We start from the raw sequence: 24,143 nt of genomic DNA on the forward strand, positions 1-24,143 counted from the left end.
ACCAAGTGGATGATCTCAATGTCGAGCAATACAGAAAATAATGCTGATTTGAACGAAACACTTCAAAAACCAGAATCATCCAATCAAGATAAAATAGACAAGGTTTCCGATGTCGAGGCACTCGCTAGACTATTGGATTCTCGTTTTACCATTCCCGGCTTCAATATGAAATTCGGGATAGACAGCTTAATCGGATTAATCCCCGGAATTGGCGATGTCCTAACTGCGATATTGGGACTTTATATCATTGTCAGGGCTATGCATCTTGGAGCCTCTTTCCTTCTCATTGTTCGCATGTTGATCAATTTGCTTGTCGACATGGTTTTGGGGGCTTTCCCATTCCTAGGTGATATATTCGACCTCGCCTTCAGGTCTAACTCCATGAACATCAATATGCTTGTTAGACATCTGGAGAAAAAGGGAGAAAAAACGGACGCAATACACAATACCTAGTGCTTACAGGTCTGCACCTACAGCTTCACTTAGCTGACTAAAGCCATCTGCTTCCAGCAATTGATCTAAACCATTTAGAATTTCGGGAATGAGCGCTGCGCCTTCATAAACAAGTGCCGAATACAATTGAAAACAATGGGCACCTGCGCGTATTTTGAGATATGCAGATTTAGCATCATGAATGCCTCCTGCTCCAATAATATCCAATCGCCCATCGGCTATCCGCGCCACTTGTTTTAAAACCTGTGTCGATTTCTCAAACAAAGGCTTTCCAGATAATCCGCCTGTTTGCTTTGCATTTTCACTTTGCAAAAAGCTTGGACGCTCAATGGTCGTATTGGATACGATCAGCCCTGTCATTCCCTTAGCGAGAAGAACAGTGTCAACAATATCCCTTATCGCTTCTTCATCAATATCAGGTGCTATTTTTAAGAATACGGGGCGTTTGATTTTATGCCGATCTTCCATTTCAAGAATGGTTTCAGATGCAGCCGTCAGTAACGCGCTCAGATCGGATTTATTTTGAAGCCCTCTCAGTCCTGGTGTGTTGGGGGATGAAATATTGAGGGTTATATAAGCACAATATTGCCAAACAGCCTTAATCCCATCGACATAATCACCAACCCGTTTTTCACCTTCAGACGTTTTATTGGCACCCACATTCGCACCGACAACACCCTGATTGGCCGCACCATTTTTCAAACGGTGAACAAAGCTATCCAATCCAGAATTATTAAACCCCATGCGATTGATAACACCGTCATCTTCTTTCAATCTGAAGAGACGCGGTTTTGGGTTTCCATCTTGTGGCTGCGGCGTCACCGTTCCACATTCAACAAAGCCACAGCCTAGCGCGAGGCTGGGTGCAAAAGCATCTGCGTTTTTATCAAACCCTGCGGCTATGCCCAACGGATTTGGCAAATCCAATCCTGAAATTGGCAAATGAGCTTTTAGGCGCTCAGATTGCTTTTTTGACAGCGGCTTTGCTTTGCCAGCCAATCCAAACTTCATCGCCGCTATCGTTGCTCGATGCGCTGTTTCTGGAGGCAATTGCTGAATAAGCGCGAGGCCCAACGCATCAATTATTGTCATTCAGGCAACTCAAATTTGAGAGCATCATCTGGGGCCTGCGGCGCACCAGATGGCCCAATGTCCATATACCAGACCTTTATCGCCTGATTTGCTCTCACTTCACCATAGACATGCGGGAATTTGTCATTTCCACGAGACACTTCCCATTTCAATTGATCACCAAAAGCATTGGCATCAAAGGCAATCAAAACGGCTTCTTCCTCGCCTTGAAACCACTTATCTAGCGTCTCTTGCACCTGAAAAGCTGTTGAAAAATGCACATAGCCATCAGCTATGTCCACGGGCGCTTGTACTAGCTCACCAGCAATAGCTGCTTGCCAAGCCGTCGCATCCAATATTTTAAAAAGTAATCGATTTTCCATAATGACGTTTTGACCAACAATCACGCTTTAATCCAGAGTAAATTCATTATTTACGTCGCCTTTGTCATTAAAAAATCACGATGCAGGACCTAGAACTACGGAAAACTGAAAAAATCTCCAATTAGGACGTTCAACAATCGCGTAGAAGTGATTAGAAGAGTCCTGAGAATGGTTAAAAGCCTTCATATTAAGTATGAAGGATAGATTTTTACGGCCATAGTATAGTTTAAGTTGAGTTTGTCCCGGCATAGGAAAACCTATGCGATACTAAAAAACGTAGAGAAGATATGGAAACCGAGACTTTATTGCCTGCCAAATTGAAAGAAATTCAAGAGGCGCTTGAGAACAATAATCGCAACAAAGCAGCCCGCCTTCTCACGGAGCAAGCCAAAGATCTACCAGAGGAAACTGTTCACCGCCTCGGCCTTGCACAATTAGCTGCAACCATAGGTGAAACAGCGACAACTCGCTTTTATGCAACCCATGCAGTTGCAGGTGATTCAAGCTCCAATACTGCGCTTAAAGCTGCGACACTTCTTGCTGATGTTGGAGACTATCCAAACGCAATAAAAATGGCGCACCGTGTCGTAAAAACAGCAAAGGACTTTGCACCCGGCTGGAATATTTTGGGCACATTGCAAGCTCAGCAGGGACAATTTGCTGAAGCGGAAGAAAGCCTTAAAAAAGCGATTTTCATTCAGCCTAAATCGGCCATTCACTGGCTAGAATTAGCGACAATACACAACTTCACGCCCGATGATCCTATCGTAAAAGATCTACTAAAACTTCAAAGCACGATAGGTTCAACCTCACAAACAAACCAAGGTATCTATCTTTACGCACTCTCCAAAATGATGCGTGATTTAGGCGAAACAGAACAAGCATGGCATGTATTAAATGTTGGTGCGAATTTGATGAACAAAGCAGCACCATATGACAAAGAGAATAACCGTAAAAATGTAGACGACATCCTCGCCTCCATTCGTCAAAACACCTTCGCGCAATTGAAACCAAGTCCCGACACATCCAATCGTGCAATTTTCGTATTTGGAAACCTACGTTCAGGCGGAACCCTTATCCAGCGTATGCTCGTGGGACATCCAGATGTCGCTGGCGGCGATTCCACCGGATTATTCTCATTGGCCGCCGCGACACTTAAAGGCGTATCATCCGAAGAATTGCTTCAACTTCAGTCAAAATACGAAAACCCGTGGCGCGATATGGCGGCAGCATATTACCACATGATCAAATCACGCTTTGGTGCTGAAGGCCGTATTGTCGACCGCACATTGGCGCAAGCACGTCTTGCCCCAATCATTCACCACGCAATGCCAAAAGCACCTCTCATCTGGATCCGCCGCAACATTGAAGACACTGCGTATTCACAATTCAAAACATGTTTTGCCAATGGTGGTAGATGGTCCTTTAATCAAGAAAACCTTGGTGAACACTTCGCACAAGAAGAAAAGCTCTTCGAAGCAATCGCACCTTCCCTTGGCGATGCACTCCTCATTGTAAATTATGAAGATTTGGTCGCAAATCCAGAAGCAGAACGTGCACGCATTTACGCACATTGCGGATTAGACGCTTCAGCTGAAATTCAACCCACACATGCTGTGCCAAACAATCCAATTGTCAGCTCCAGTATTGTTGGGATTAGCAAACCAATCTACACCGATGCCATTGGAAAAGGCGCTGCCAACGCGCAATACATGTCGGCATTTAAAACTGCATATGCAGCAGCCAAAGCCTAGTCCGTTTTATTATGCAAGACAGACAACACAATCAGCTTGAACTCAGATTAGAGCGATAGTGAACTTCTATTTAACCCGCCTATTTTATGAATATGGCGGGTTAAATTTTGAAAGACTCATGCCTATGGTTGTTTCACGATCAAGAACATCCATATCCATTAAGCTTCCATAGAAATTATTACAGAAAGTCGTCCGCGTAGATGTCTAAAAAACACGGTAAAAATGCGTTTTTCTTTGTCTTGATTGTCGTGTTAATGGACATGATCGGCTTTGGACTTGTGATGCCGGTTATGCCGCAACTTATTTCCGAACTCACTGGTTTAGAAAACGTAGAAGCTGTCGCTTGGGCCGGACCAATCATCGCTGTCTACGCACTTATGAATTTCATATTTGGACCATTGCTAGGCGGCATATCAGATCGCTTTGGTCGTCGGCCTGTCATCCTGATTTCTGTTGCTATGCTGGGCGTGAATTTTCTAATTAGCGGATTAGCTTCGTCCATCTGGATGCTATTTATCGGGCGCGTCTTATCTGGAATATCTGGAGCGACCTTTTCAACAGCCAATGCTTATATTGCCGACGTAACAGAGCCAGAAAATCGCGGCAAAGCATTTGGAATGATTGGGGCAATGTTTGGCCTTGGCTTCATCATCGGACCTGCATTGGGCGGTATTTTGGGGGACATACACATGCGTGCCCCTTTCTTTGCTGCAGCAGCGCTTTCTTTCATCTCATTTTTATATGGCTTGTTTGTGCTACCGGAATCTTTAGATCCCGAAAACAGACGCTCATTTGATCTAGCCCGGGCCAATCCTTTTGGTGCATTCAAACACTTTGTGAAACTCCCCCATATCGCGTGGCTATTGCTAGCTGTCGGCTTGTTTTCTTTGGCACATAATGTCTACCCAGCTATTTGGTCATTCCACGGCGAAATCCGATATAATTGGACAGCCAAAGAAATTGGGATTTCACTCAGTATAATGGGATTAACTGCCGCCATCGTACAAGGCGGTTTGATAGGCATAGTTATCAAACGCTTTGGCTCGGCAAACACAGTGTGGCTAGGCCTCAGCGTCTCAATCCTTTGTTATATTGGATTTGCTTTCGCCGGATTGCCTTGGATCGTCTATATGATCATCCCGTTTTCTGCGTTGGGTGGTTTAACCATGCCAGCCTTAAATGCAATCACTTCTTCACAAACAGCCAAAAATGCACAAGGCGAACTTCAAGGGGCACAAAGTAGTCTACAAGCCCTTGCTCAGATTATCGCCCCTATCATGATGACTCAGGTGTTATCTAGCTTTTCAGCAGAAGATGCGCCCATACAATTCATAGGTGCGCCTTTCATATTGGCAGCAGTACTCGCTTTATGTGCCGCACCCTTTATCTGGATCGGTTTAAAACATGCCGATGCCAAGAAAATAGATGATGCCAAAGCAGTTCTCGCCACGCCACTTGAACAAGAAACACAGCAAATTCCATAAAAAAACGCGCTGAACCAATGCTCAGCGCGTTGCTTTTTCTTTAAATTTTGTGTCGAGACTATTTGGCGATTTTACCAGCCAAAACGCCTAGAATGCCTCCACCTACGCCGCCTTCAATAAGGTTAGCAAGCATACGCATCATGTCTCCGCCGCCCATAATGGATGCAAGATCCAGATTGACCATCTCTGATAATTGCCCGGCTCCAACGCCGCCTGCAACACCGCCGATAAGCCCCATAATCGTGCCTAAATTCCCTTTGCCGCCGACAAGCTTCATAAGAATCGGGCCAAGCACAGCACCTCCGACTCCATTTAACAGCAGTGGAAATAAATCTTGCATAATCAAACCCCTATCACATGCATTTCTATATTTTTGACAAAGAACAAATCATCTTCAGAAGATATTCGCAAAGCAAATACTTCTTCAAGCCCAATTTATAACACTCAAACATAATCAAAGCATTTGCGCAAAAGCTTGATGCAGTTGAAACACCTAGCCGAAAACGACCGTCTTGTTTTGATTGCTAAAAATACGCCCCTCAGTGTGGAGTTTAACAGCACGCGCTAGCACGCGCGCTTCTGTATCACGGCCTAATGCAGCCATATCTTCAGCTGTTAATCGATGGTCAGCAGGTTCAACCGCCTGAGAGATAATCGGACCTTCATCCAAATCCGGCGTCACATAATGCGCTGTCGCTCCCACCAGCTTTACACCGCGATCAAAGGCCTGATGATAAGGTTTTGCTCCCTTAAACGATGGCAAGAAGGAGTGATGTATATTGATACATCTTCCCTCTAGTTTACGGCACATATCATCTGATAAGACCTGCATATACCTCGCCAATACAACAAGGTCTGCCTTCACATCCTCAATCACATCCAGCATACGCTCTTCAGCTTGCGGCTTGTTATCCTTGTTCACCGGCACATGGTAATAAGGCACATCATGCCTTTCCGCTAACCAACCACATGTCAGGTGATTGGATATAATTGCTGAAATATTGATATTGAGAGCACCGGTGCGGTGTCGATACAATAAGTCGTTTAAACAATGATCTCCCTTGGAGACCAATATCACCACATTGGGTTTAACTTTCGCATCTCTCAATTCCCAATCCATACCCCATTTTTTGGCAACAGGTTCGAATTCCGAACTGAAATTTGACCGCGAAAACGCGTTGCTTTCAGGAATGAATTTGACACGATAGAAAAACAGACCAGTCGCTGGATCTCCAAAGTTTGCACTTTCGGTGATAAACAACCGTCGATCTGATAAAAAACGCGCCACTTCAGACACAAGCCCGATTGAATCCTTACATGATAGGCGAAGAATGAAGCTGTCATTGTCAGGAATAGAATTCATGGCTTGTAAGTCGTCCTTATAAAATGCATCAGTGTGCAAATAGCCATCGCACCAGCATTGTGCAAGCAAGAGATTTTAATACACGTGAATAAACGAGAATATTCATCGCCTAAACGCCCTGCTCTCTTTCTTGATAGAGATGGTGTCATAAATGTCGACAAAGGCTATGTCGACACACCTGATGGCTTTGAGTTTATACCTGGCGCAATCGACACAATAGCCGCTTTTAACAAAGCAAACTGGCGTGTTTTCGTCGTCACCAATCAGACAGGTATCGCGCATGGACATTATACCGAAGAAGACATGTTCCGCGTCCATGCATATATGCAATCTCAATTATCCAAGCACAAAGCCTCAATAGACCGTATCTATTACTGCCCTTATGATATTCGCGGCAGCGTCACGCGCTATTGCATCGAGAGTGAAGATCGCAAACCAGCTTCCGGCATGTTGCTAAAAGCTATGGAAGACTTCCCAACAATTGAAGAAGCCTCATTCCTGATTGGTGATAAGCCTACAGACATAACCGCCGCCCAAGGTGCAGGCATCAAAAGCTATCTGTTTAAGGCAGATAACTTGCTCGAATTTGTTCAAACAATCAAAGACGAAAACATCCAGAAAGTTTTTGATGCCGCCAGCTGATAGGGTTCAGGGTTCACATCTTACACGTAATTTCTCACTGTGATGTGAAATCAAGTGTTTTGCCTAAAACGACCAATTTGCAGATAAAACTTCTCAATTGAAGTCAAACAAGGTCGCGCCAATGCCCGCTAAATATGCTCTTTTTATCACTAGAGTACTCATCACGCTTTTTCTTCTACCATGGGTGATGCTCCGTTTTACAAATGCCGAAGCAGCAAAAAATATAGCTTCGAAATACTACAAAGTCTCTTCACTTCCCGACATTGCAAACATGGGCGTTGGTGTGTTGTGGATCATTCTTCTTTTGGCATTCGTTACAGGCTTTAAGAAGCACATAAGCTATGCACTCGTTTTGGCATTACATACTTTTGGAACAATAATGACTTTGCCATTTCTCATTCCTGGCACTGAAAATTTCAACATTCTCTTCATGGCTGCACTTCCAACTATTGGTGCAATGTTACTTTTGTTTTCCTTGCGCTCTCAAGACACATTCCTAGCGTTCAAATAGACATTACCCATACAAAACGGGGAGCACTGAAATAGCGCTCCCCGTTTAAAACATACTTTAAAAGTTCAATTTCTAACCACCCAACACGCCTGCAATAGCTGCTTTCGCGGCAAGTATTGGGCTAACAAGATGCGTACGTCCGCCACGCCCCTGACGGCCTTCAAAATTACGGTTGGATGTCGAAGCACACCGCTCCTGTGGAGCGAGTGTATCTGGGTTCATCCCCAAACACATGGAACACCCCGGTTCACGCCATTCAAATCCGGCTTCAAGAAAAATTTCATGCAAACCTTCTTCTTCAGCTTGTGCGCGGACAAGCCCTGATCCCGGCACCGCCATTGCGCGTACACCTGTCGCAACTTTTTTGCCCTTAACAACTTCCGCAGCTGCACGAAAATCTTCTATCCGCGAGTTAGTACAAGACCCGATAAAGACGCGATCAATTTTCAGGTCTTTAAGTGGTTCGCCAGCTTTTATGCCCATATATTCCAACGCGCGTTCAGCAGCGGAACGTTTGATCGGATCAGCAATCTCAGACGGAATTGGCGCATTTGCGCTTAGTGGCAAAGCCTGCTCGGGTGATGTTCCCCAAGTAGCAGTCGGGCCCACATCTTCAGCGCGAATTTCAACAATCTCATCCCAATTGGCATCTTTATCTGAAAACAATGTTTTCCAATAAGAAAGCGCCGCTTCCCATTGTCCGGCTTTGGGCGCAGATGGACGTCCTTGAATATAATCAAATGTCGTTTGGTCAGGCGCAACCAAACCCGCACGCGCACCACCCTCAATCGACAGATTGCACAAAGTCATACGAGACTCCATCGACATATTCTCGATAGTTTCTCCCATAAATTCCATCACACATCCCGTACCACCAGCTGTTCCAATGATCGAAATTAAGTGCAAAGCAAGGTCTTTGGCACCCACACCTTCTTGAAATTTACCACTGACTTTAACAGCCATATTTTTCATTTTGCGGGCACGCAAAGTCTGCGTTGCTAGCACATGCTCGACTTCAGACGTCCCAATACCATGCGCAAGCGCTCCAAAAGCACCATGCGTCGACGTGTGGCTGTCTCCACATACAATCGTCATTCCCGGCTGCGTACGCCCTTGTTCAGGACCAACCACGTGCACAATGCCGTTATTGATGTGTCCCATCGGGTAAAATTCAATGCCGTGTTCTTTGACATTAGCAGATAGCATTTCAAGCTGAGTCTTGGCTTGAATATCCTTCACACCATCCAGACCAGCTGCCTGATTTTCAGTGGGTGTATTATGATCTGCCGTTGCCAGCGTAAGATCTGGACGTCGTACTTTGCGTCCAGCAGCTTTCAGGCCAGCAAAAGCCTGCGGCGTTGTCACTTCATGTATCAAGTGCAAATCAATGAATAAAAGCGCTTCACCTGTCTGTGCATTTTCATGCGTTAGGTGAGCATCCCAAATTTTGTCATAAAGAGTTTTGTGTGTCATGGCGCTTATATGCCGCTTCAAATCACGTGATGCAAGCAGCACATGAGCTGAATTTCAAAAATCAAATGCGATTGCAAATCTTTTGCATTGATGCATTCTCACAATAGGCGCACTATATGCCTATAAGAGCCATTTCTGATTCAATGCGTATTTTAAAAACGACCATAATGGAAGCCAACTTCTTGATATGACACAGAGCGCAAAACGCTTCTTATGGATGATTTGCGGCTTCGTTGCTTTAGCGCTTGGCGTCGCAGGAATTATTCTACCTCTATTGCCACATACAGTGTTTCTTTTGATTGCAGCTTTTTGTTTCTCACGCGGCTCTGAACGATTGCATTCTTGGCTCATCAATCACAAGCATTTAGGCCCCCCCATTCGTGACTGGAATGAACATGGTGCCATCCCACTAAAAGCAAAAATAATTGCAAGCATTATGATGGCTGCGACCCTTGGAACCGCCTATTTATTTCACGCTCCAAACCCAGTCATCATCGCGCAAATAATTATACTTCCTCTTGTTGGATTATTCATATGGAGCCGCCCCAGCGGCCCCAAATCGTCAGCAGAAACCTAAACAAAATAAGCCAGCCCTCACCTGAAAATCATGCAAATAGTCTGACATGAGCAATAAGAACGATAATTTTGGGTTTGCTTCTAAACCGCAGGGCCAGCCGGAAGCTGCAATGTGATTTTCACGCCAGGTTCGCCTGAATCATCAATGACAAACGTCCCCTTTAATCCATGCATAATTTTACGGCATAAACTCAATCCAATACCAGCCCCTCGAAAACCTTCCTTGGAATGTAGTTTTTGAAATACGCTTGAATAAGCATCAGAGGGTAAATACGAAAATCCAGCGCTATTATCTTGATACTCAATCACCAAATTATCGCCCTCCTTTTTTCCAAAAATCTTCACTTCCAATAAAGCTTTATCTTTGCTGAATTTTATGGAGTTATCTATGAGCTGGTAGAGGACTTCACTTAGCAATTCAGGATCGCTCCATACCTGTTCAGCGCAATGCAGTTGTATATTTAAATCGTCTGCCGATATTGTATTTTTAAGGCGCGATTTCACCTTTTCTAAACATAGCGACAAGTCAATTGCCTTCAATTCTGATGCTTGCAAATTTAACCGAATATACTTCACCAATGCCTCAAGCTGCTCATTCATATTCCGGCCACTTGAACTGATAATATTTAGATATTCCAAAACCTCTTCAGGTATCTCGTCTACTTCTGTCGCTAATTTTGCAAATTGGGTGATATGGCGAACAGGTGCCCGAACATCATGCGACAATGCACATGCAATCTTGGACATCTCATCAGAACTAAATAAAGATGCCTCTTGTTCAGTTACCAAGTCTTTATTCATCCCCAAACGAACCTGATTATCGTCAACAACGATATGTGGCGATTGATCTGGCAACACCATTGTCGATATCATTATCATCTTGTCAGAAGAAAAATCGAATTCTTCCTCTAGCTGAAACACCCCTTTTGAGCAGACTGGATCGCCATTTTTGATACTTTTGACAGGCCAATCGAATTTAGTTGCGAGTAACCTAGACACATCACTCAAACAACCAGCCGATTTTGGTTCACAAATAACAATAGCATCTTTTAAGGGATCAAAGCTCGATGCTGAGAGCTGTTCTACTACCTCAACATTTTTTTGAGGAAGCATAATGAGCCATAAATTATAGATTTGTTTCAACTCATACCCCGACATTGTATACGATCAATAAGTGATCACTATATCCATTTCAAAACGCTGTGTTTTATAAGATTTCTCTACATACCCATTGCGCCAGCAACAAAAAAAGCACTCTATTCTGAGTCTCGACTTCGTCCAAATACAATTAACAGATGCATTTTAATTTTGCTTTTCTGTTTCTTGCTTATAGGTATAGTTAATTTTGATTCTTAAATTCACGATTTAGCTTGAATTATAGGTGACTGGAGCACTTGATGGGAAAGAATGACCAGTCGTCTGTGGTTAGGTTTTTCAATAAAAGCCTCCGTTTACACGGAGCGCTAACCTTCCCTTTGATGATTGCTGCCATCGGCATCTTGGCTGCTTCATGGACTGGGTTACACTTTCGAAAGCAGAACCTCTTAAAAGCAAGTGACTTTTCTCAGAAACGATTTGAACTCACCGTTCATGAGATTAATGATAACATACACATTAGTGTTGATATGCTTACGGCGTTAAACAGTATGTTCTTATCATCTCAACAGGTCGACAGAGCTGAGTTTGATACGTTTGCGAAAAAGCTAATTGAACGTCATTCCTTCATTGAAGCGCTTATATGGGCACCCAAAATTTCCGAGGATGAGCGACAAAATTTTGAACAATTTGTTCGAGATGAAGGCTATGATGACTATGTCATCAGAGAAACTCTATATGGGGTTCCGACCGACATCTCTCCTGAAAAACCATTTTATTTTCCAATCCTTTATCTAGAGCCATTGGCACCGCACAATAAAAATATGTTGGGTGTGGATTTTTTAAGTAGAAACCATCTCGCCCTTGCCGTGCAGGCGGCCACCGAACAAGGGATCCCGACGGTATCAGAACAAATTAAAATGCCCACGCGAGAAAAAATAAGCTCAGGCGTTTTGATTTTTTATGCAGTTGCCGAAAACATTGTTGATGAATCTTCTCCAATTGCGGGTGTAACAACACTTGCGGTCAATATTGAAAATTTATTTGAAGAAGTGTTTGCAGACTTGCACGCAGATACAGCTATTTCAATTCGCGACATCACCGAAAGTGGAAAAGCTTCCCCTATTTATACCGCCATAAATCAAGATGAAGAAACTTATGACGCGTTCAAATCAACTTATGTCGTAGATTTCCTAAATCGTTCTTGGGAAATTTCCCTCACACCAACAAAACACTCCATTGATGAAATCAAAAGTGTAGAGCCTTGGCTGATCTTCTTCTTGGGGTCAGGCTTTGCAATTTTTAGCGCAATTTCGATTGCTCGACATTCTAAACAGCGCGAAATTGTTGAAAAATTGGTGCAGTCACGGACAACAGAATTAAAAACTGCAAATTTAGAACTGGAAGAATTTGCTTATAGATCCTCCCATGATTTGCGCTCACCTTTAATTTCGTCCATTCGACTAATTGAAATCGCAAAAAGCTCAATGCACAGCGGAGATTTAGATACCGCCGATGTAAGCCTTTCTCATGTGGAACAATCTCTTACGAAGCTCGAAAATCTGGTACGAGATATTTTATCACTCACCAAAACAAAACATCAGGCCGAAGAAAATCGCCTTATAGACGTTGAAAAATTAATAAAGCGATCTATCGAGCAAGTTGCGCATTTGGAAAATTTCGAACGGGTCGATTTTCAAATTGAATTAACGCACACTGCAGAACTTCGAACAAAAGAATCTCGATTTAATCTTATTGCAGAAAATCTAATTTCAAATGCAATCAAATACCAAGATACAAATAATAAATCTTCATTCATCAAAATTTTAACATCGAATAATGACGCCATGTTCAAACTTGAAGTTATCGATAACGGCATTGGAATTCCCGAACATAAGAAATCCCAACTCTTTCAAATGTTCCAACGCTTTCATGGCAATGTGTCTTTCGGCTCTGGCCTTGGATTGTACATGATAGAAAAAAGCGCCGCATTAATGGGGGGAACTATCGAATACTGTGACACCCATAATAATACTTGCTTTAAACTGAAAATACCGCTCAAATAACCTCTATTCTACCACACTGTCTTGCTAGCATTGATAAAATGAAAATAGAGCGCGTTCTAATAGTTGACGATTCCAATGCTGATTTGTTTCTCTCGGAACTTGTCATAAAAAAACATGACAAAAATATTGAAATCCAAACAGCATATAATGGTAGAGAAGCTCTAGAGATTTTAGATAGTTTAGATGTTCAGCCGGACATAATATTTCTTGATATCAACATGCCTGAAATGAACGGGCACGAATTTCTTGAAATCTATAATCAAAGAACCGATCAAACATCGGTGGTTATTATGTTGACTTCGTCTGATCAAAAAATTGATATCGAAAAAGCGACTGCATACGATTGTGTAAAACACTTCTTTACGAAGCCGCTTGATGAAGACGATTTGAAAATGCTGGCATTAGAAAACTTTTCGTAACCGTTTTCTTCTCAAGACATTGCTCATCACAACGGAATACAAAACACAATACTTTACCAGTATTGCAGCACCATCAGCACATTTTGACCCAAAATATTCAGCACAAATATGACAATGTTTGCGGAGATGAACCGCTCATTCTCGATATTTCAAGCTTCAAATTTCATACGAAATCGTGACACTCTCTTCTCAAAACAACACCAAATTTCTGTTGTCCAAAGCACGTCCCCCCCCCTTTCTAAAACTGCTTTCCTTTTCTCAACACCAAGAAAAAAGGCTACCCACAAAATGGGCAGCCTTTTCTTTTAATACTCTAAACGGAGGTCTTGTTTAGAATTTGCGGTTTACAGTCACGAATGCTGTACGTCCACGAAGGTCATAACCACCTGACAATGGAATGTTACCGCGACGTGTAGCAACACCTGTTGAGATGTATGGAGGATCTTCATCGAAAACGTTCAAGAAACCACCCACAATGCTCCAGTCGTCATTTTGGTAACGTACTGATAAATCATGAGTTAATGTTGAATCTGCATCCACGATGTAACGAGCAGCGCGACCAAAGTAAGTTGAGAACTCATCTGCATAAATTGCGTTGCTAGTTTCGTGAATGTAGTCAAACAACCAAGAGTAAGTCCAGTCACCACGTTCAATACTTACGCGTCCATTACCAACCCATTCTGGGTCACCAATTGTTCCTGAGAAATCATCTGTATCGAACCCAGATTCAGCATCAGAATCGAACAATAGCGCGATATCTTCAGTTGTTTGTGTTGCTTGAAGTTCAAAAACCATACTACCGAAATCAAAGTCGTGATTGTAACGAATTGTATAGTCAAAACCAGACGTTTTCTGTTGGTTCACGTTCAAGAAACTATCCGTAACCGTTGCCACACCGTGGTGAGCAAGTGCGTTTGCTGGATCATTTGTACGCGTAAACAGATCACAGAAAGCGTTCGGGAAGTTGTTAGCTCCGTAACATCCTCCAAGAATCGCACCTGCACCCAAGCTACTCACCTGATCATTCACTTCAATTGAGAAGTAATCAATCGCAATAGAAAGGTCAGCAAATGTTGGCGTAAAAATAACACCTATAGTTTCTGACTCAGAAGTCTCAGCTTTGAGGTTACCAGCTCCACCACCTGATGTGATTGTGGCACTTGACGCTGCACCATTATAGTCATCTGGAATACCATCTGCCGCACAGTTTGTGCGAATGTTGGCATTTGTTGAGTTACCCCAATCGATACAAGGGTCAATTGAAGATTGAGATAGGAAGGACGTTTGGCTACCAAGGTATAGCTCATAAAGTGCTGGTGCACGGTATGATGTACCTTTAGAACCACGGAAACGTACTGACGGGATAACCTGCCAGTTCAATCCAGCCTTCCATACATCACCTGTGCCGTAAGAAGCATAGTTAAATGTACGTGCTGAACCATTGAATGACAATTCTTCAAATCCAGGAACACCTTTTAAGATAGGTACTTCTAGCTCTGCAAAATATTCAACCACATCATCTTCACCCTTGGTTACAAGCGCGGAACTTGAACCCCAAAGGTCTCCATTGATTGAAGCTTCGGATGGTTGGTCATCAATCGAGAATTCCCGCGCTTCAAAACCAACAGCTAGACCGACCTCACCAGCTGGTAATTCGAAAATAGGACCAGAAGCAACCGCTGTGAACAAGGATTGCTCATAAGTTGTCTCACCCTCTTCATAGCTGGAAATTGCATCATACCATGACATGTCAGCGCCGCTTAATGCTTCTGGTGTAAACAGGTCATAAGTTGGTGCGAAAGAGTATCCAGGCCCTTCTATACCATAATTGTAATTCCAGTCACCTGATTTAGAAACCAAGATCTGGTTTCCGCCATATGTACCTTTTGATTTGGATGTCACAGCATCAAGGGACCAAGTCCAATCAGGTAACAAACCACCAAAAGTACCATCAACACCTGTCGCTAAGTTGTAATAGTCGACATTAATTTCACTATTTGACGGCGCAATCGCCACTGGCTGAACGAGGGAGCCAAGTGGGTTTGTGAAATCACTGTCTGTGCCATCAGCGTTTAAATATCCGTAACCGGAACCTGCAAGAGATGCATCCGCAATGATTGGGAAGAATTGACGCCAGCCTTCAGACTTTGTTTTACGCGAGCTATATAATAGTTCTGTATCCCATGTGATGCCGCCAAGAACATCAAACTCGAAGTTGGATGACCCGTATAATGTCAACAAATCCATAGCGTTGTATGCGTCTTCAGTTAGAGCATATTCACTATTGATCACATCTTCGTAAAAAGCCACACCACCAGCGTCATCATAACGACCGTTTGCACGTGGACGATAACCTTCTAGACCACCGATAGTTACACCATCTGGGGATGGTATGTAACGGTCTCCGGTAAAGAGATCGATGATTGTGTTGTGATAAACGTTTCCACTGGAACATGATAGATTTGTACCAGCTTGGATAGAACGGTCTTCACGATCAATATTTTCACCAGTTGTGGCGTCATAAACATTGTCATTTGGACAAGAAAGATAGTCACGGTCTCCGATTGAGAGATCTTTACGCTTGGTGTATTGAGCCGCTAGAACGATGTTACCTTTATCAAAGTTTAAACCGTAAGCTCCATCAATTACCAGAGATTCACCACCACCTTCTACAGGCTGATTATACTGAACTGTTACTTCAGGGCGATCAATCGATGTTCTTGTTATGACGTTTACAACACCTGCAACAGCATCAGAACCATAGATTGAAGAAGCACCATCTTTCAGGATATCAACACGCGTGATGACAGAGCTAGGTAGCACGTTCAAGTCAAATGAACCGACCTGACCACGAGTACCCGCAGGTCCTGGACGACGTCCGTTTAGAAGAACAAGTGAACGGTTTGCACCAAGGCCCCTAAGAGACACAGAGTTAATACCTGTACCACCCTCAACAACAAACCCTCCAAATTGGTTATTTAATTGAACGGAACCGGCTGCAACTGATGAACCCTGAATAATTTCAGCTGTATCAACCAAACCTTCCAGAGTCGCGACTTCCGCTGTGATTACCTGAATAGGAGATGTTGATGTGAATTCATCGCGGCGAAGTAACGAACCAGTTACAACAACACGATCCATACGTTTTGTATCTTCAGCCGCTGGCGCTTCGACAGCGTCAGGTGCGGTAGTCGTTTCAGTTTCTTGAGCGTAAGCTGAAGTAAACAACAAAGTACTCGCGGCTACTCCGGAGAGTAATAGCGACGTCTTCGCTTTAAGTAATTTCTTCATTTAAGTTAAAGACCCATGTTAATCAATATATATTATTGATGAATGTTTGGGATTAGTTTCCCAGGATTTTATGTCAAAGAATGCCCCAATGACACAGAACTGCCACAAAGTTCGCATTTCAAATTTAATTTGCCAAGGTGTAAAAACTTAGAGAGGAACAAAAAAAGCTTAGATTCATGTCATTTGCTAGAAAATGTGACTAATTAGCTACAAATTATGCAAATTTTAAGCGCTACGAGCCGATATCACGATAGATATCGACTAATCTCTACGAATGTCATATTTGATATTTCTAAAATTATATGGAATGAGTCTGTCTGAAATTTTACGCATGTAAGATTTTGGAGTTTAAAAACTACACTTGCGGTTGCTATAAAACACAACCCACAAGCTGCATGTAATATTCTGGTTGCATTCCATAAAACGTTTCTGAGGTGAAGAATGAAATTATTAAAGTCTATGGCTTTTGCGTTTGCGGCGATATCAATAACATGGGGTGCAAACGCGCAAATTCCTGTCGAGGATTTAGGGCGATACCCAGCCATGTCTTCGCTGGACATGTCCCCTGATGGGAAATTTCTTGTGGGCCTTATGACCCCTCCCGGAAACGACGGAACAGACCGCGGTGTCGCTGTTTGGGATCTCACAAAACCAGGATCAGCGCCAACATTTACGCCATCCAATGACAAGATGAAATTCATCGGTGCATCCGCATTTAAGGCGGGTAAAATTCTTGTTCGTGCCAACCAAGCTTGGACTGGCGCGATGTATGGATGTATCGAAGGAAAATCCACAGGCGCGACTAAAACCTTCATTCAAAAAACTTATATGACAGACATCAAAATGAAAAAGTTTGATGAGCCTTTTGAGCCAGTTAAGACTGGAAATGGGATCTTAGAAACTTGCGCGAAAGTGTCTGACGTTGGTGGCATCGTTGCGGATCTACCGCTGGATGATACTAGAGTTGTCGTAAGCCGCGTAAGTAAAGAGTGGGAATTTACCGAATACCTCGTTTATGATTTGAAAAAGGATTCTTATAAGCTTATTTTTCGCGAAAACGCCACTGATAGCCTCGGATTGATAGATACTCGAACAGGCGAATTGTTGACCAAACAGCGTCTAGATAATCTAGCAGATGGAGAATATTATTTCACCACTCTCATTGTTAATGATGCAGGTGAGTTTGAAGAGCACAGCCAACTAACTTGGACATCCTCAAAACGCAATACAATTGATGTTGTTGGAAAAGATGAAACATCAGGTAAATATTATGTTGTGACTGATCAGTTCAGCGATAAATCTGCGCTTTACATGTATGACGCAAAAGCTAAAAAGTTTGATGATCAACCACTTTTTGCGCACCCTGATTTCTCTGTCACAGGCATATCACTTGGCCGGAAACCTAATAACTTCAACAAACTGTTAGCTGTCTTCTATGATGCCGCGGATGAGGAAGTTTACTATGTTGATGAGGATCTTTATGCTATTCACGAAGGATTAAAATCAGCATTTCCAGGCAAAACGATCACTATCAGAGAATATACAGAAGACTTTTCCAAAGTCCTCTTTATAACCGGTAGCACAGTCGACACGGCAACTTATTATTTGCTACGCGATCGTAAGGTACCGGAACTCATTGGAGCCTCACGTCCATGGATTTTACCTCAGGACATCGGACCAACTGAACTTGTTTATTACAATGCTCGTGATGGAATGAAGATTCCTGCATTTCTAGCAAAACCTCCAGGTTGGAAAAACGGTGATGGCCCGGTTCCAACAGTTATTATGCCACACGGGGGGCCTTGGGCGCGTGATTATGCACAATCCTCCGGCGGCGGCGACACATGGGTGCACTTTTTTACATCTCGTGGTTACGCAGTTCTTAAACCTCAATATCGCGGTTCTCGGGGCTGGGGCCACAGTCTTTGGTTAGCAGGTGACAATGAGTGGGGGCAGAAAATGCAGGATGATAAAGACGATGGAGCTGCTTGGCTTGTTCAAGAAGGCATTGCCGATCCAAATAAACTCGTCATGATGGGATATTCATACGGAGGCTTTGCAGCATTTGCAGCAACTGTTCGTGAGAATAGCCCTTATCAATGTGCCATTGCGGGTGCAGGTGTTGCCAATTTAGAACGAGTAGGCGCACTTTGGAGCAATGACCGCATCCAGCGTGCTATTCAAGGCCACACTGTGACAGGCATGGACCCGATAGAGAACACAGATAAAGCAAACATTCCAATACTGATTTTCCACGGTGATCGCGATGTGCGTGTGCCACTTTTCCACTCAACTGATTTTTACAACAAAGTAAAAGACAAAGTGGATGCTGAATTGGTTGTTGTGAAAGACATGCCACACAGCAATCCTTGGTGGCCTGAAAACTTCAATACCAGCTTTAATGCAATTGATGATTTCTTGGACAACCGCTGTTTTAGCAACTAAAAAAACCTACGAAAAGGGCTTGGCATCAAACCAAGCCCTTTTCATTTTAAGCTCAGGGAATGATCCAGCAATTTATATCATTCTTCCTTCCCCACAGTCGTGAATTTAGGGATAGAAGCAATACCGGATATAAGCGACCATTTGATTTGGAATTTCAGATAAAGACTTCTATTATGCAAATCGCATAGACTTAGTTCTGACTTCAACCGATGTATTGAATGATTACAGCCATGCATTAGAAATAAACGGCGCTAGTTTCATGGCTGATAGCTGCTTCAAAGGATGCGTGCACATTGTCTTTACAAGCTTGAAGGTCTACTTACTTTATTTGTTCAATTTTCTGAAAAATTAGTCAGACGAGATGAGATGGTGGTCTGGGGAGGATTCGAACCCCCGACCCCTTGATTCGTAGTCAAGTGCTCTATCCAACTGAGCTACCAAACCATTCATCATCTCGTCTGAGAGGCGGTTTCTATCGTTACCTCCCCAAGGATGCAAGTAAAAATTTCAAAAAGATCGCTATAGAGTCAAAAAACTTCATCTAGCTCTGTTTTTTAATAGATTTATTCGCTTCAAATACGCCGCGTGCAACTGCGCGCGCTAAAGTCCCGGCCGCAAGCTCACCGAGTCGAGCGAGGACCAATGGATGAGGCTCAGGCAATGCTTGTTTTGCTGTCGACATAACAAATACCACATCCCCGTCAAATGGTGCAAAAACCGGACGTATCGCTCGTGATAATCCTGACAATGCCATTTGAGCCACCCGCTTGGCTTGTGCTGGTGTCAACGCCACGTCGGTTGCAACACAGGCAATTGTTGTATTCTCTCTATCTGTAGAAGTCGATTGCATTGCTAAGGGATTTATCTTCGCCCCCCCCCAATCATCGGGATCAAGAGAGAAATCAGCAGGAGGCCGCATACCGCCAAACTCATTTTTAATTTCGTATGGGAAGGCCCAAAAAGCATCACACCCCGGCATACGTGTTGCACCAAAACAGTTTACGCCAACAAGTGCTCCAATCGTCATTCCATCCAGCGTTACTACACTGGCAGATCCCAATCCCCCACGCTCATTGCCTGCACGGGCTCCAAACCCCGCACCAGCTCGCCCAATGGCGTGTCCATCTTTTGCATTTAATGCGTCAATATAAGCGGCACGCCCCAACGCTCTATAGGGCGTATCTTCCCCCCATTGCTTATCGCCGCCATTCGCAAGGTCATACAAGATAGCTGACGGGACGACAGGAGATTTTGGTACATTGGGTAAGTCCATCAATCCGAACCCCTCTCCCTTAGCGCCGAGAGCTGCTACAACACCATCTGCAGCAGCCAGTCCATAAACAGAACCACCAGAAAGAACGACAGCATCAACAGCATCTACCAGTTTGTCAGCCCCTAAAGCATCCGTCTCTCGTGTACCGGGGCCGCCGCCCGCAATTGCAGCAGCACAAACAGCGCGCTCATCAGGTAAGATAACCGTGCTTCCTGTGAGTACCTTTTCATCGTGTGAATTACCCACTTTTATTCCAGGCACATCAGTAATTAAATTTTTCGCGCCGACGCATGTTGTAGTCATAGGGTGCCTGTACTTATCTAAAGTCATAGAATTCTGGATAGAGATCAAATATCTATCCTGATATACCAATCATGAATAGATCAACCGAACTAATGACATTAAGGGACATCGATCAATATGCGCTTTAAACACGTTTTGATGACAGCCAGTTTTTTGACAGCGCTTGTGGCCTGCCAGATCAATGAACCCCATTCGGATTCAAAAAATGCCGGCGACGAACAGGTAATCTCTAGAGAAGCAAATGCACTCGCTACAGAGTCAAACTGGCGACTATCAGGTCAAGCAATGGCAACTGCAGCAAATCCGCATGCCGTTAAAGCCGCTGAAGCCGTATTGAAACGTGGTGGCCATGCTGTTGATGCAGCTATAGCTGCCCATGCTGTGCTAGGACTTGTTGAGCCTCAAAGCTCAGGAATAGGCGGTGGTGGCTTCATGATGGTATATGATCGCAATAGCGGCACGACACGCATGTATGATGGACGCGAGACTGCGCCTGCCGCCATTGATGAAAACTTGTTCTTCAATGATGCTGGTGAACCGATGGATTACGTCACAGCATGGCAAAGCGGCAGAAGTGTTGGTGTCCCTTCAATCGTACGCACCTATGGCCAAGCTTATGAAGATTTTGGGATCGTTGAATGGAGCAGCTTGTTTGGCGCAGCTGAAAAGCTTGCAAGTGACGGCTTTCCAGTTTCCCCCCGCCTCAATGGACTGCTTTCCAATGAACGCCTACGCGGCGCAATGAACCTTGATGACAATACATCAAGTGCTGCTTATTTTTACCCTGACAACTCCCCTTTAGAAGTGGGCTATAATCGCACAAATCCAGCCTATGCTGAACTGATGAAGAATATTGCGACCAAGGGCGCGGACTGGTTTTATGAAGGCCCATTATCTGACGCAATTGAAAAAGCAGTAAAATCCGCTGAAATTCCTGGTGCACTTACCGCTAAAGATATCCGCGCTTACGAGGCTGTTGAACGCAATGCACTCTGCGGCCCATATAAAACCTACAAAATATGTTCCGCACCGCCACCTTCATCGGGCGGTATTACACAACCCATGATCCTCGGCTTATATGAGCGCTTTACTGAAGGTATGGATTTTTCAACATCTGATCATTCAAATAGCTTTCCATCGGATACACATTTAAAAGCTTTTGTTGATGCACAACGCCTCGCTTATGCTGACCGTGATCACTATGTTGCCGATACAGATTTCGTTACAGTGCCATCAGAAGATTTGATCAACCCCAAATATCTTGATGCTCGCGCGAATGACCGATTTTCAGCCTCACAATCCCCAACAGCTGGCGATCCCGGAGCGATATTGCACAACAAACCAATAATAGACATGTGGGGCCGTGACACCAGCGATGACAAACCCGGCACAACGCATCTTTCCATCGTTGATATCTATGGCAACGCTGTTTCAATGACAGCAACGGTAGAAAGCCCATTCGGCTCTTCTATCTGGGTCGAAGAAGGTGGTTTTGTGCTCAATAATGAGCTCACAGATTTTGCCCGCACGCCTCGCATAAATGGTAAGCTAGTCGCCAATGCACCCGCCCCGAATAAACGCCCACGTTCGTCTATGTCACCAACTATCGTATTTGACGCAAACGATGATCTCTTCATGGTCACTGGTTCCCCCGGCGGAAACTCAATCATCGCTTATACTGCTAAATCATTGCTAGGAGTGCTTGATTGGCAAATGGATGCTCAAGCAGCAGCTAATCTACCCAACATCATAGCTAGAGGCGATAGCGTGAATGTTGAGATTGGAGTTCCTGACGGTCAAAATGCTGCGACGACCTTGAAAGACGCCGGATATAACGTACGCGAGCGAGAAGGTGAAAACTCTGGTATTCACACGATTGTTGCTCGCGGAGATCATTTTGAAGGCGCTGCAGATAACCGACGTGAAGGAATTGTCGCAACTATTGATAATAGAGAATAATGAAAATTTAATTTTGTTATCAGATATTTGGGTCTGTTCGCTGCAGTTTCACAACAAATGCAGCGCCATGCTCATAATCATGGTTTAGGTATACGTCTCCTCCCATTGCAAGGGCTAACTCACGTGTGATCGCAAGCCCTAGCCCTGTGCCTCCTTTATTTTCAGAGATAGAAAAAGGAAGGAAGAGTTTGTCCCTGACGTGAGCAGGCACACCTGGCCCATTATCTTCAACAATGATATGCATCCACCCTTTCTCAACAGTCGCAGCAATACGGACTAGCCCTGCTTCGATATTGTGATCAGAAATAGCTTGGCCTGCATTTCTCACTAAATTTGATAATAGACGATGCAACATATCTGGATCAGCATATGCAGATATGTCTTCATCTACATCATTTAGCCAATCAATTTCAGCAAACGCAGATATACCTTCAAGAAAAGCTTCTTCAACGATATTTCGAATTTCAATCGACGCCATTTTGGCCTTAGGCGTGTCAGACTTCCCATACAATAATGTTGACTCAGCAAGGCCGATGGCACGTTCAATCGCTCTCTCCAACCTTGGGGCCACGGATTGAACACGCGGATCTTCTGAACGCCTTAAGCTATCGGAAGCTAGCCGAGCAACAGCCAATGAATTGCGTAGATCATGGGTGATTTTAGCAACCGCTTCTCCTAGTTCCGCTAAACGTTTTGTTTGTCGGAAGGAATTAGAAACAGCACTCTGCATATCAATCAATGCGTTTTCTGCTTTACCAATCTCATCCTGACGTCCTGATGGTTTAAAAGCTGCCAGACGTTCAGGCGCTTCGCCGAAATCGGCAACAGCATTAGTAATTCGCATCATAGGCTTTACCACTAAGCGATATAGTGACCATGAAATAAATGCCCCCGTTAGCCCTGAAACAAGCAGAGACAATAGCAAAATATTGTAAGCATATTCCAATAAATCGCTGCGCAAAGCAGCTTCAGGCACAATAATATCAATGTATTTATCATCACTACCACTGTCCGTTGATGATAAAATGCGCAGGATGCGGCCCTCTTTTGCTGTTGCATGTTCTATAGTGCGAAAGAAAGAATCCCAACCGCGCTCTTCGCGCAAATCCATCGGTACAGGTATCGAATCGATAGGCATTTGCGGGCTAAAGACCAGCTCCCACATATCCTCATCCCCCATTGCCACTGCTAGCAATTGGGTTTCAAATAACAAGCGCTCACTCAATCCCTGTGAAACTTGACGGTTAGGTGCAGCCTCTAGTGCAATTGCTGCTATTTCTGCAGCCTGCACTCTTTCATCGAACCAATCATTCCTAAACTTTGACACTGAAGGCAGAAAAATCAGAAATTCTGCCAACAGTACAAACACAACGGTAAGACTCAGTAGTCTTGCCGGTAATCCAGTTTCAAATTTGGGTAGCTTAAAAAAGCGATTCTTCTTGTGATTTTCTACACCACTCTTGTGCACGCCAGCCCCTGCTGGGTGATTTCCGTCCAGAGACAACAAGTTTTTACTTGTTTCCTTAGAAGAAAATTCCTCTTTCACTCATCCCCATTTTTCTGTTCGAGTCAGGCAAATCTA

General features: G+C 43.9%; 19 protein-coding genes and 1 tRNA gene. 10 read left to right on the top strand and 10 right to left on the bottom strand.

The features are described 5' to 3' along the window. Positions 1 to 18 precede the first annotated feature (18 nt). Positions 19 to 453, top strand: a complete 435-nt coding sequence (locus tag AC5EF3_RS09405; protein ID WP_493547861.1) for a DUF4112 domain-containing protein — start codon at positions 19 to 21, stop codon at positions 451 to 453. A 3-nt stretch (positions 454 to 456) separates the two neighbouring features. Here the strand turns inward: AC5EF3_RS09405 and AC5EF3_RS09410 are convergent, their stop codons facing one another. Both AC5EF3_RS09410 and AC5EF3_RS09415 read right to left on the bottom strand, forming a co-directional pair. Continuing rightward, a complete protein-coding gene (locus AC5EF3_RS09410; RefSeq protein WP_493547862.1) occupies positions 457 to 1,545 on the bottom strand; it encodes a quinone-dependent dihydroorotate dehydrogenase in 1,089 nt (362 codons plus the stop codon). Next, complete coding sequence (locus AC5EF3_RS09415; RefSeq protein WP_015826746.1) at positions 1,542 to 1,931, bottom strand: DUF952 domain-containing protein; 390 nt, start codon at positions 1,929 to 1,931, stop codon at positions 1,542 to 1,544. The genes AC5EF3_RS09410 and AC5EF3_RS09415 overlap by 4 nt, the downstream gene beginning before the upstream one ends. 263 nt (positions 1,932 to 2,194) lie before the next feature. On the opposite strand from AC5EF3_RS09415, the gene AC5EF3_RS09420 reads away from it, so the two are divergent. Beyond that, positions 2,195 to 3,661, top strand: coding sequence for a sulfotransferase family protein (locus AC5EF3_RS09420; protein WP_493547863.1), 1,467 nt, complete (start codon positions 2,195 to 2,197; stop codon positions 3,659 to 3,661). 200 nt (positions 3,662 to 3,861) lie between these two features. Then, a complete protein-coding gene (locus AC5EF3_RS09425; RefSeq protein WP_493547864.1) occupies positions 3,862 to 5,145 on the top strand; it encodes a TCR/Tet family MFS transporter in 1,284 nt (427 codons plus the stop codon). A 58-nt stretch (positions 5,146 to 5,203) separates the two neighbouring features. Here the strand turns inward: AC5EF3_RS09425 and AC5EF3_RS09430 are convergent, their stop codons facing one another. Both AC5EF3_RS09430 and purU read right to left on the bottom strand, forming a co-directional pair. Beyond that, positions 5,204 to 5,485, bottom strand: coding sequence for a hypothetical protein (locus AC5EF3_RS09430; protein WP_015826742.1), 282 nt, complete (start codon positions 5,483 to 5,485; stop codon positions 5,204 to 5,206). Between the two features lie 153 nt (positions 5,486 to 5,638). Continuing rightward, positions 5,639 to 6,508: a formyltetrahydrofolate deformylase gene (gene purU / locus AC5EF3_RS09435; protein ID WP_015826741.1), complete on the bottom strand. Its 870-nt coding sequence runs from the start codon at positions 6,506 to 6,508 to the stop codon at positions 5,639 to 5,641. Positions 6,509 to 6,592: 84 nt separating this feature from the next. Here purU and AC5EF3_RS09440 point away from each other — a divergent pair, with 84 nt between their 5' ends. Continuing rightward, a complete protein-coding gene (locus AC5EF3_RS09440; protein ID WP_493547865.1) occupies positions 6,593 to 7,150 on the top strand; it encodes a D-glycero-alpha-D-manno-heptose-1,7-bisphosphate 7-phosphatase in 558 nt (185 codons plus the stop codon). A 121-nt stretch (positions 7,151 to 7,271) separates the two neighbouring features. Further along, complete coding sequence (locus AC5EF3_RS09445; protein ID WP_493547866.1) at positions 7,272 to 7,661, top strand: hypothetical protein; 390 nt, start codon at positions 7,272 to 7,274, stop codon at positions 7,659 to 7,661. A gap of 72 nt (positions 7,662 to 7,733) precedes the next feature. Here the strand turns inward: AC5EF3_RS09445 and leuC are convergent, their stop codons facing one another. Beyond that, positions 7,734 to 9,134 (bottom strand): 3-isopropylmalate dehydratase large subunit, encoded by a 1,401-nt coding sequence (gene leuC / locus AC5EF3_RS09450; RefSeq protein ID WP_493547867.1) that lies wholly within the window; start codon positions 9,132 to 9,134, stop codon positions 7,734 to 7,736. Positions 9,135 to 9,321: 187 nt separating this feature from the next. Here leuC and AC5EF3_RS09455 point away from each other — a divergent pair, with 187 nt between their 5' ends. Continuing rightward, on the top strand, positions 9,322 to 9,711 hold the full coding sequence (locus AC5EF3_RS09455; protein ID WP_015826738.1) for a YbaN family protein: 390 nt from the start codon (positions 9,322 to 9,324) through the stop codon (positions 9,709 to 9,711). 80 nt (positions 9,712 to 9,791) lie between these two features. On the opposite strand, the gene AC5EF3_RS09460 is transcribed toward AC5EF3_RS09455, so the two are convergent. Continuing rightward, on the bottom strand, positions 9,792 to 10,853 hold the full coding sequence (locus AC5EF3_RS09460; RefSeq protein ID WP_493547868.1) for a sensor histidine kinase: 1,062 nt from the start codon (positions 10,851 to 10,853) through the stop codon (positions 9,792 to 9,794). 503 nt (positions 10,854 to 11,356) lie between these two features. Here AC5EF3_RS09460 and AC5EF3_RS09465 point away from each other — a divergent pair. Together AC5EF3_RS09465 and AC5EF3_RS09470 are read left to right on the top strand one after the other, a co-directional pair. Beyond that, a complete protein-coding gene (locus AC5EF3_RS09465) occupies positions 11,357 to 12,871 on the top strand; it encodes a CHASE domain-containing protein (protein WP_493547878.1) in 1,515 nt (504 codons plus the stop codon). Between the two features lie 38 nt (positions 12,872 to 12,909). Next, on the top strand, positions 12,910 to 13,290 hold the full coding sequence (locus tag AC5EF3_RS09470) for a response regulator (RefSeq protein ID WP_015826735.1): 381 nt from the start codon (positions 12,910 to 12,912) through the stop codon (positions 13,288 to 13,290). 330 nt (positions 13,291 to 13,620) lie between these two features. On the opposite strand, the gene AC5EF3_RS09475 is transcribed toward AC5EF3_RS09470, so the two are convergent. Continuing rightward, positions 13,621 to 16,581, bottom strand: a complete 2,961-nt coding sequence (locus tag AC5EF3_RS09475; protein WP_493547869.1) for a TonB-dependent receptor domain-containing protein — start codon at positions 16,579 to 16,581, stop codon at positions 13,621 to 13,623. Between the two features lie 441 nt (positions 16,582 to 17,022). On the opposite strand from AC5EF3_RS09475, the gene AC5EF3_RS09480 reads away from it, so the two are divergent. Further along, the gene (locus tag AC5EF3_RS09480) at positions 17,023 to 19,026 is read left to right on the top strand and encodes an alpha/beta hydrolase family protein (RefSeq protein WP_015826733.1); all 2,004 of its coding nucleotides are present in this window, start codon (positions 17,023 to 17,025) and stop codon (positions 19,024 to 19,026) included. Positions 19,027 to 19,393: 367 nt separating this feature from the next. On the opposite strand, the gene AC5EF3_RS09485 is transcribed toward AC5EF3_RS09480, so the two are convergent. Together AC5EF3_RS09485 and AC5EF3_RS09490 are read right to left on the bottom strand one after the other, a co-directional pair. Next, a tRNA-Arg gene (locus AC5EF3_RS09485) sits at positions 19,394 to 19,470 on the bottom strand. Positions 19,471 to 19,567: 97 nt separating this feature from the next. Beyond that, positions 19,568 to 20,602, bottom strand: coding sequence for a P1 family peptidase (locus AC5EF3_RS09490; protein ID WP_493547870.1), 1,035 nt, complete (start codon positions 20,600 to 20,602; stop codon positions 19,568 to 19,570). A 117-nt stretch (positions 20,603 to 20,719) separates the two neighbouring features. On the opposite strand from AC5EF3_RS09490, the gene ggt reads away from it, so the two are divergent. After that, positions 20,720 to 22,561, top strand: a complete 1,842-nt coding sequence (gene ggt / locus AC5EF3_RS09495; RefSeq protein WP_493547871.1) for a gamma-glutamyltransferase — start codon at positions 20,720 to 20,722, stop codon at positions 22,559 to 22,561. 19 nt (positions 22,562 to 22,580) lie between these two features. Here the strand turns inward: ggt and AC5EF3_RS09500 are convergent, their stop codons facing one another. Beyond that, on the bottom strand, positions 22,581 to 24,107 hold the full coding sequence (locus AC5EF3_RS09500; protein WP_493547872.1) for a sensor histidine kinase: 1,527 nt from the start codon (positions 24,105 to 24,107) through the stop codon (positions 22,581 to 22,583). Positions 24,108 to 24,143: the final 36 nt, after the last annotated feature.

The sequence above is a fragment of the Hirschia sp. genome, from assembly GCF_058892565.1.

Excerpts from the sequence above, each read along its gene's own strand:
- AC5EF3_RS09480 (WP_015826733.1), top strand. The coding sequence starts at position 17,023 with ATGAAATTATTAAAGTCTATGGCTTTTGCGTTTGCGGCGATATCAATA.
- AC5EF3_RS09470 (WP_015826735.1), top strand. The coding sequence starts at position 12,910 with ATGAAAATAGAGCGCGTTCTAATAGTTGACGATTCCAATGCTGATTTG.
- AC5EF3_RS09410 (WP_493547862.1), bottom strand. The coding sequence starts at position 1,545 with ATGACAATAATTGATGCGTTGGGCCTCGCGCTTATTCAGCAATTGCCT.
- AC5EF3_RS09425 (WP_493547864.1), top strand. The coding sequence starts at position 3,862 with ATGTCTAAAAAACACGGTAAAAATGCGTTTTTCTTTGTCTTGATTGTC.
- purU (WP_015826741.1), bottom strand. The coding sequence starts at position 6,508 with ATGAATTCTATTCCTGACAATGACAGCTTCATTCTTCGCCTATCATGT.
- AC5EF3_RS09420 (WP_493547863.1), top strand. The coding sequence starts at position 2,195 with ATGGAAACCGAGACTTTATTGCCTGCCAAATTGAAAGAAATTCAAGAG.
- AC5EF3_RS09405 (WP_493547861.1), top strand. The coding sequence starts at position 19 with ATGTCGAGCAATACAGAAAATAATGCTGATTTGAACGAAACACTTCAA.
- AC5EF3_RS09490 (WP_493547870.1), bottom strand. The coding sequence starts at position 20,602 with ATGACTACAACATGCGTCGGCGCGAAAAATTTAATTACTGATGTGCCT.
- AC5EF3_RS09465 (WP_493547878.1), top strand. The coding sequence starts at position 11,357 with ATGTTCTTATCATCTCAACAGGTCGACAGAGCTGAGTTTGATACGTTT.
- AC5EF3_RS09455 (WP_015826738.1), top strand. The coding sequence starts at position 9,322 with ATGACACAGAGCGCAAAACGCTTCTTATGGATGATTTGCGGCTTCGTT.
- ggt (WP_493547871.1), top strand. The coding sequence starts at position 20,720 with ATGCGCTTTAAACACGTTTTGATGACAGCCAGTTTTTTGACAGCGCTT.
- leuC (WP_493547867.1), bottom strand. The coding sequence starts at position 9,134 with ATGACACACAAAACTCTTTATGACAAAATTTGGGATGCTCACCTAACG.
- AC5EF3_RS09475 (WP_493547869.1), bottom strand. The coding sequence starts at position 16,581 with ATGAAGAAATTACTTAAAGCGAAGACGTCGCTATTACTCTCCGGAGTA.
- AC5EF3_RS09445 (WP_493547866.1), top strand. The coding sequence starts at position 7,272 with ATGCCCGCTAAATATGCTCTTTTTATCACTAGAGTACTCATCACGCTT.
- AC5EF3_RS09430 (WP_015826742.1), bottom strand. The coding sequence starts at position 5,485 with ATGCAAGATTTATTTCCACTGCTGTTAAATGGAGTCGGAGGTGCTGTG.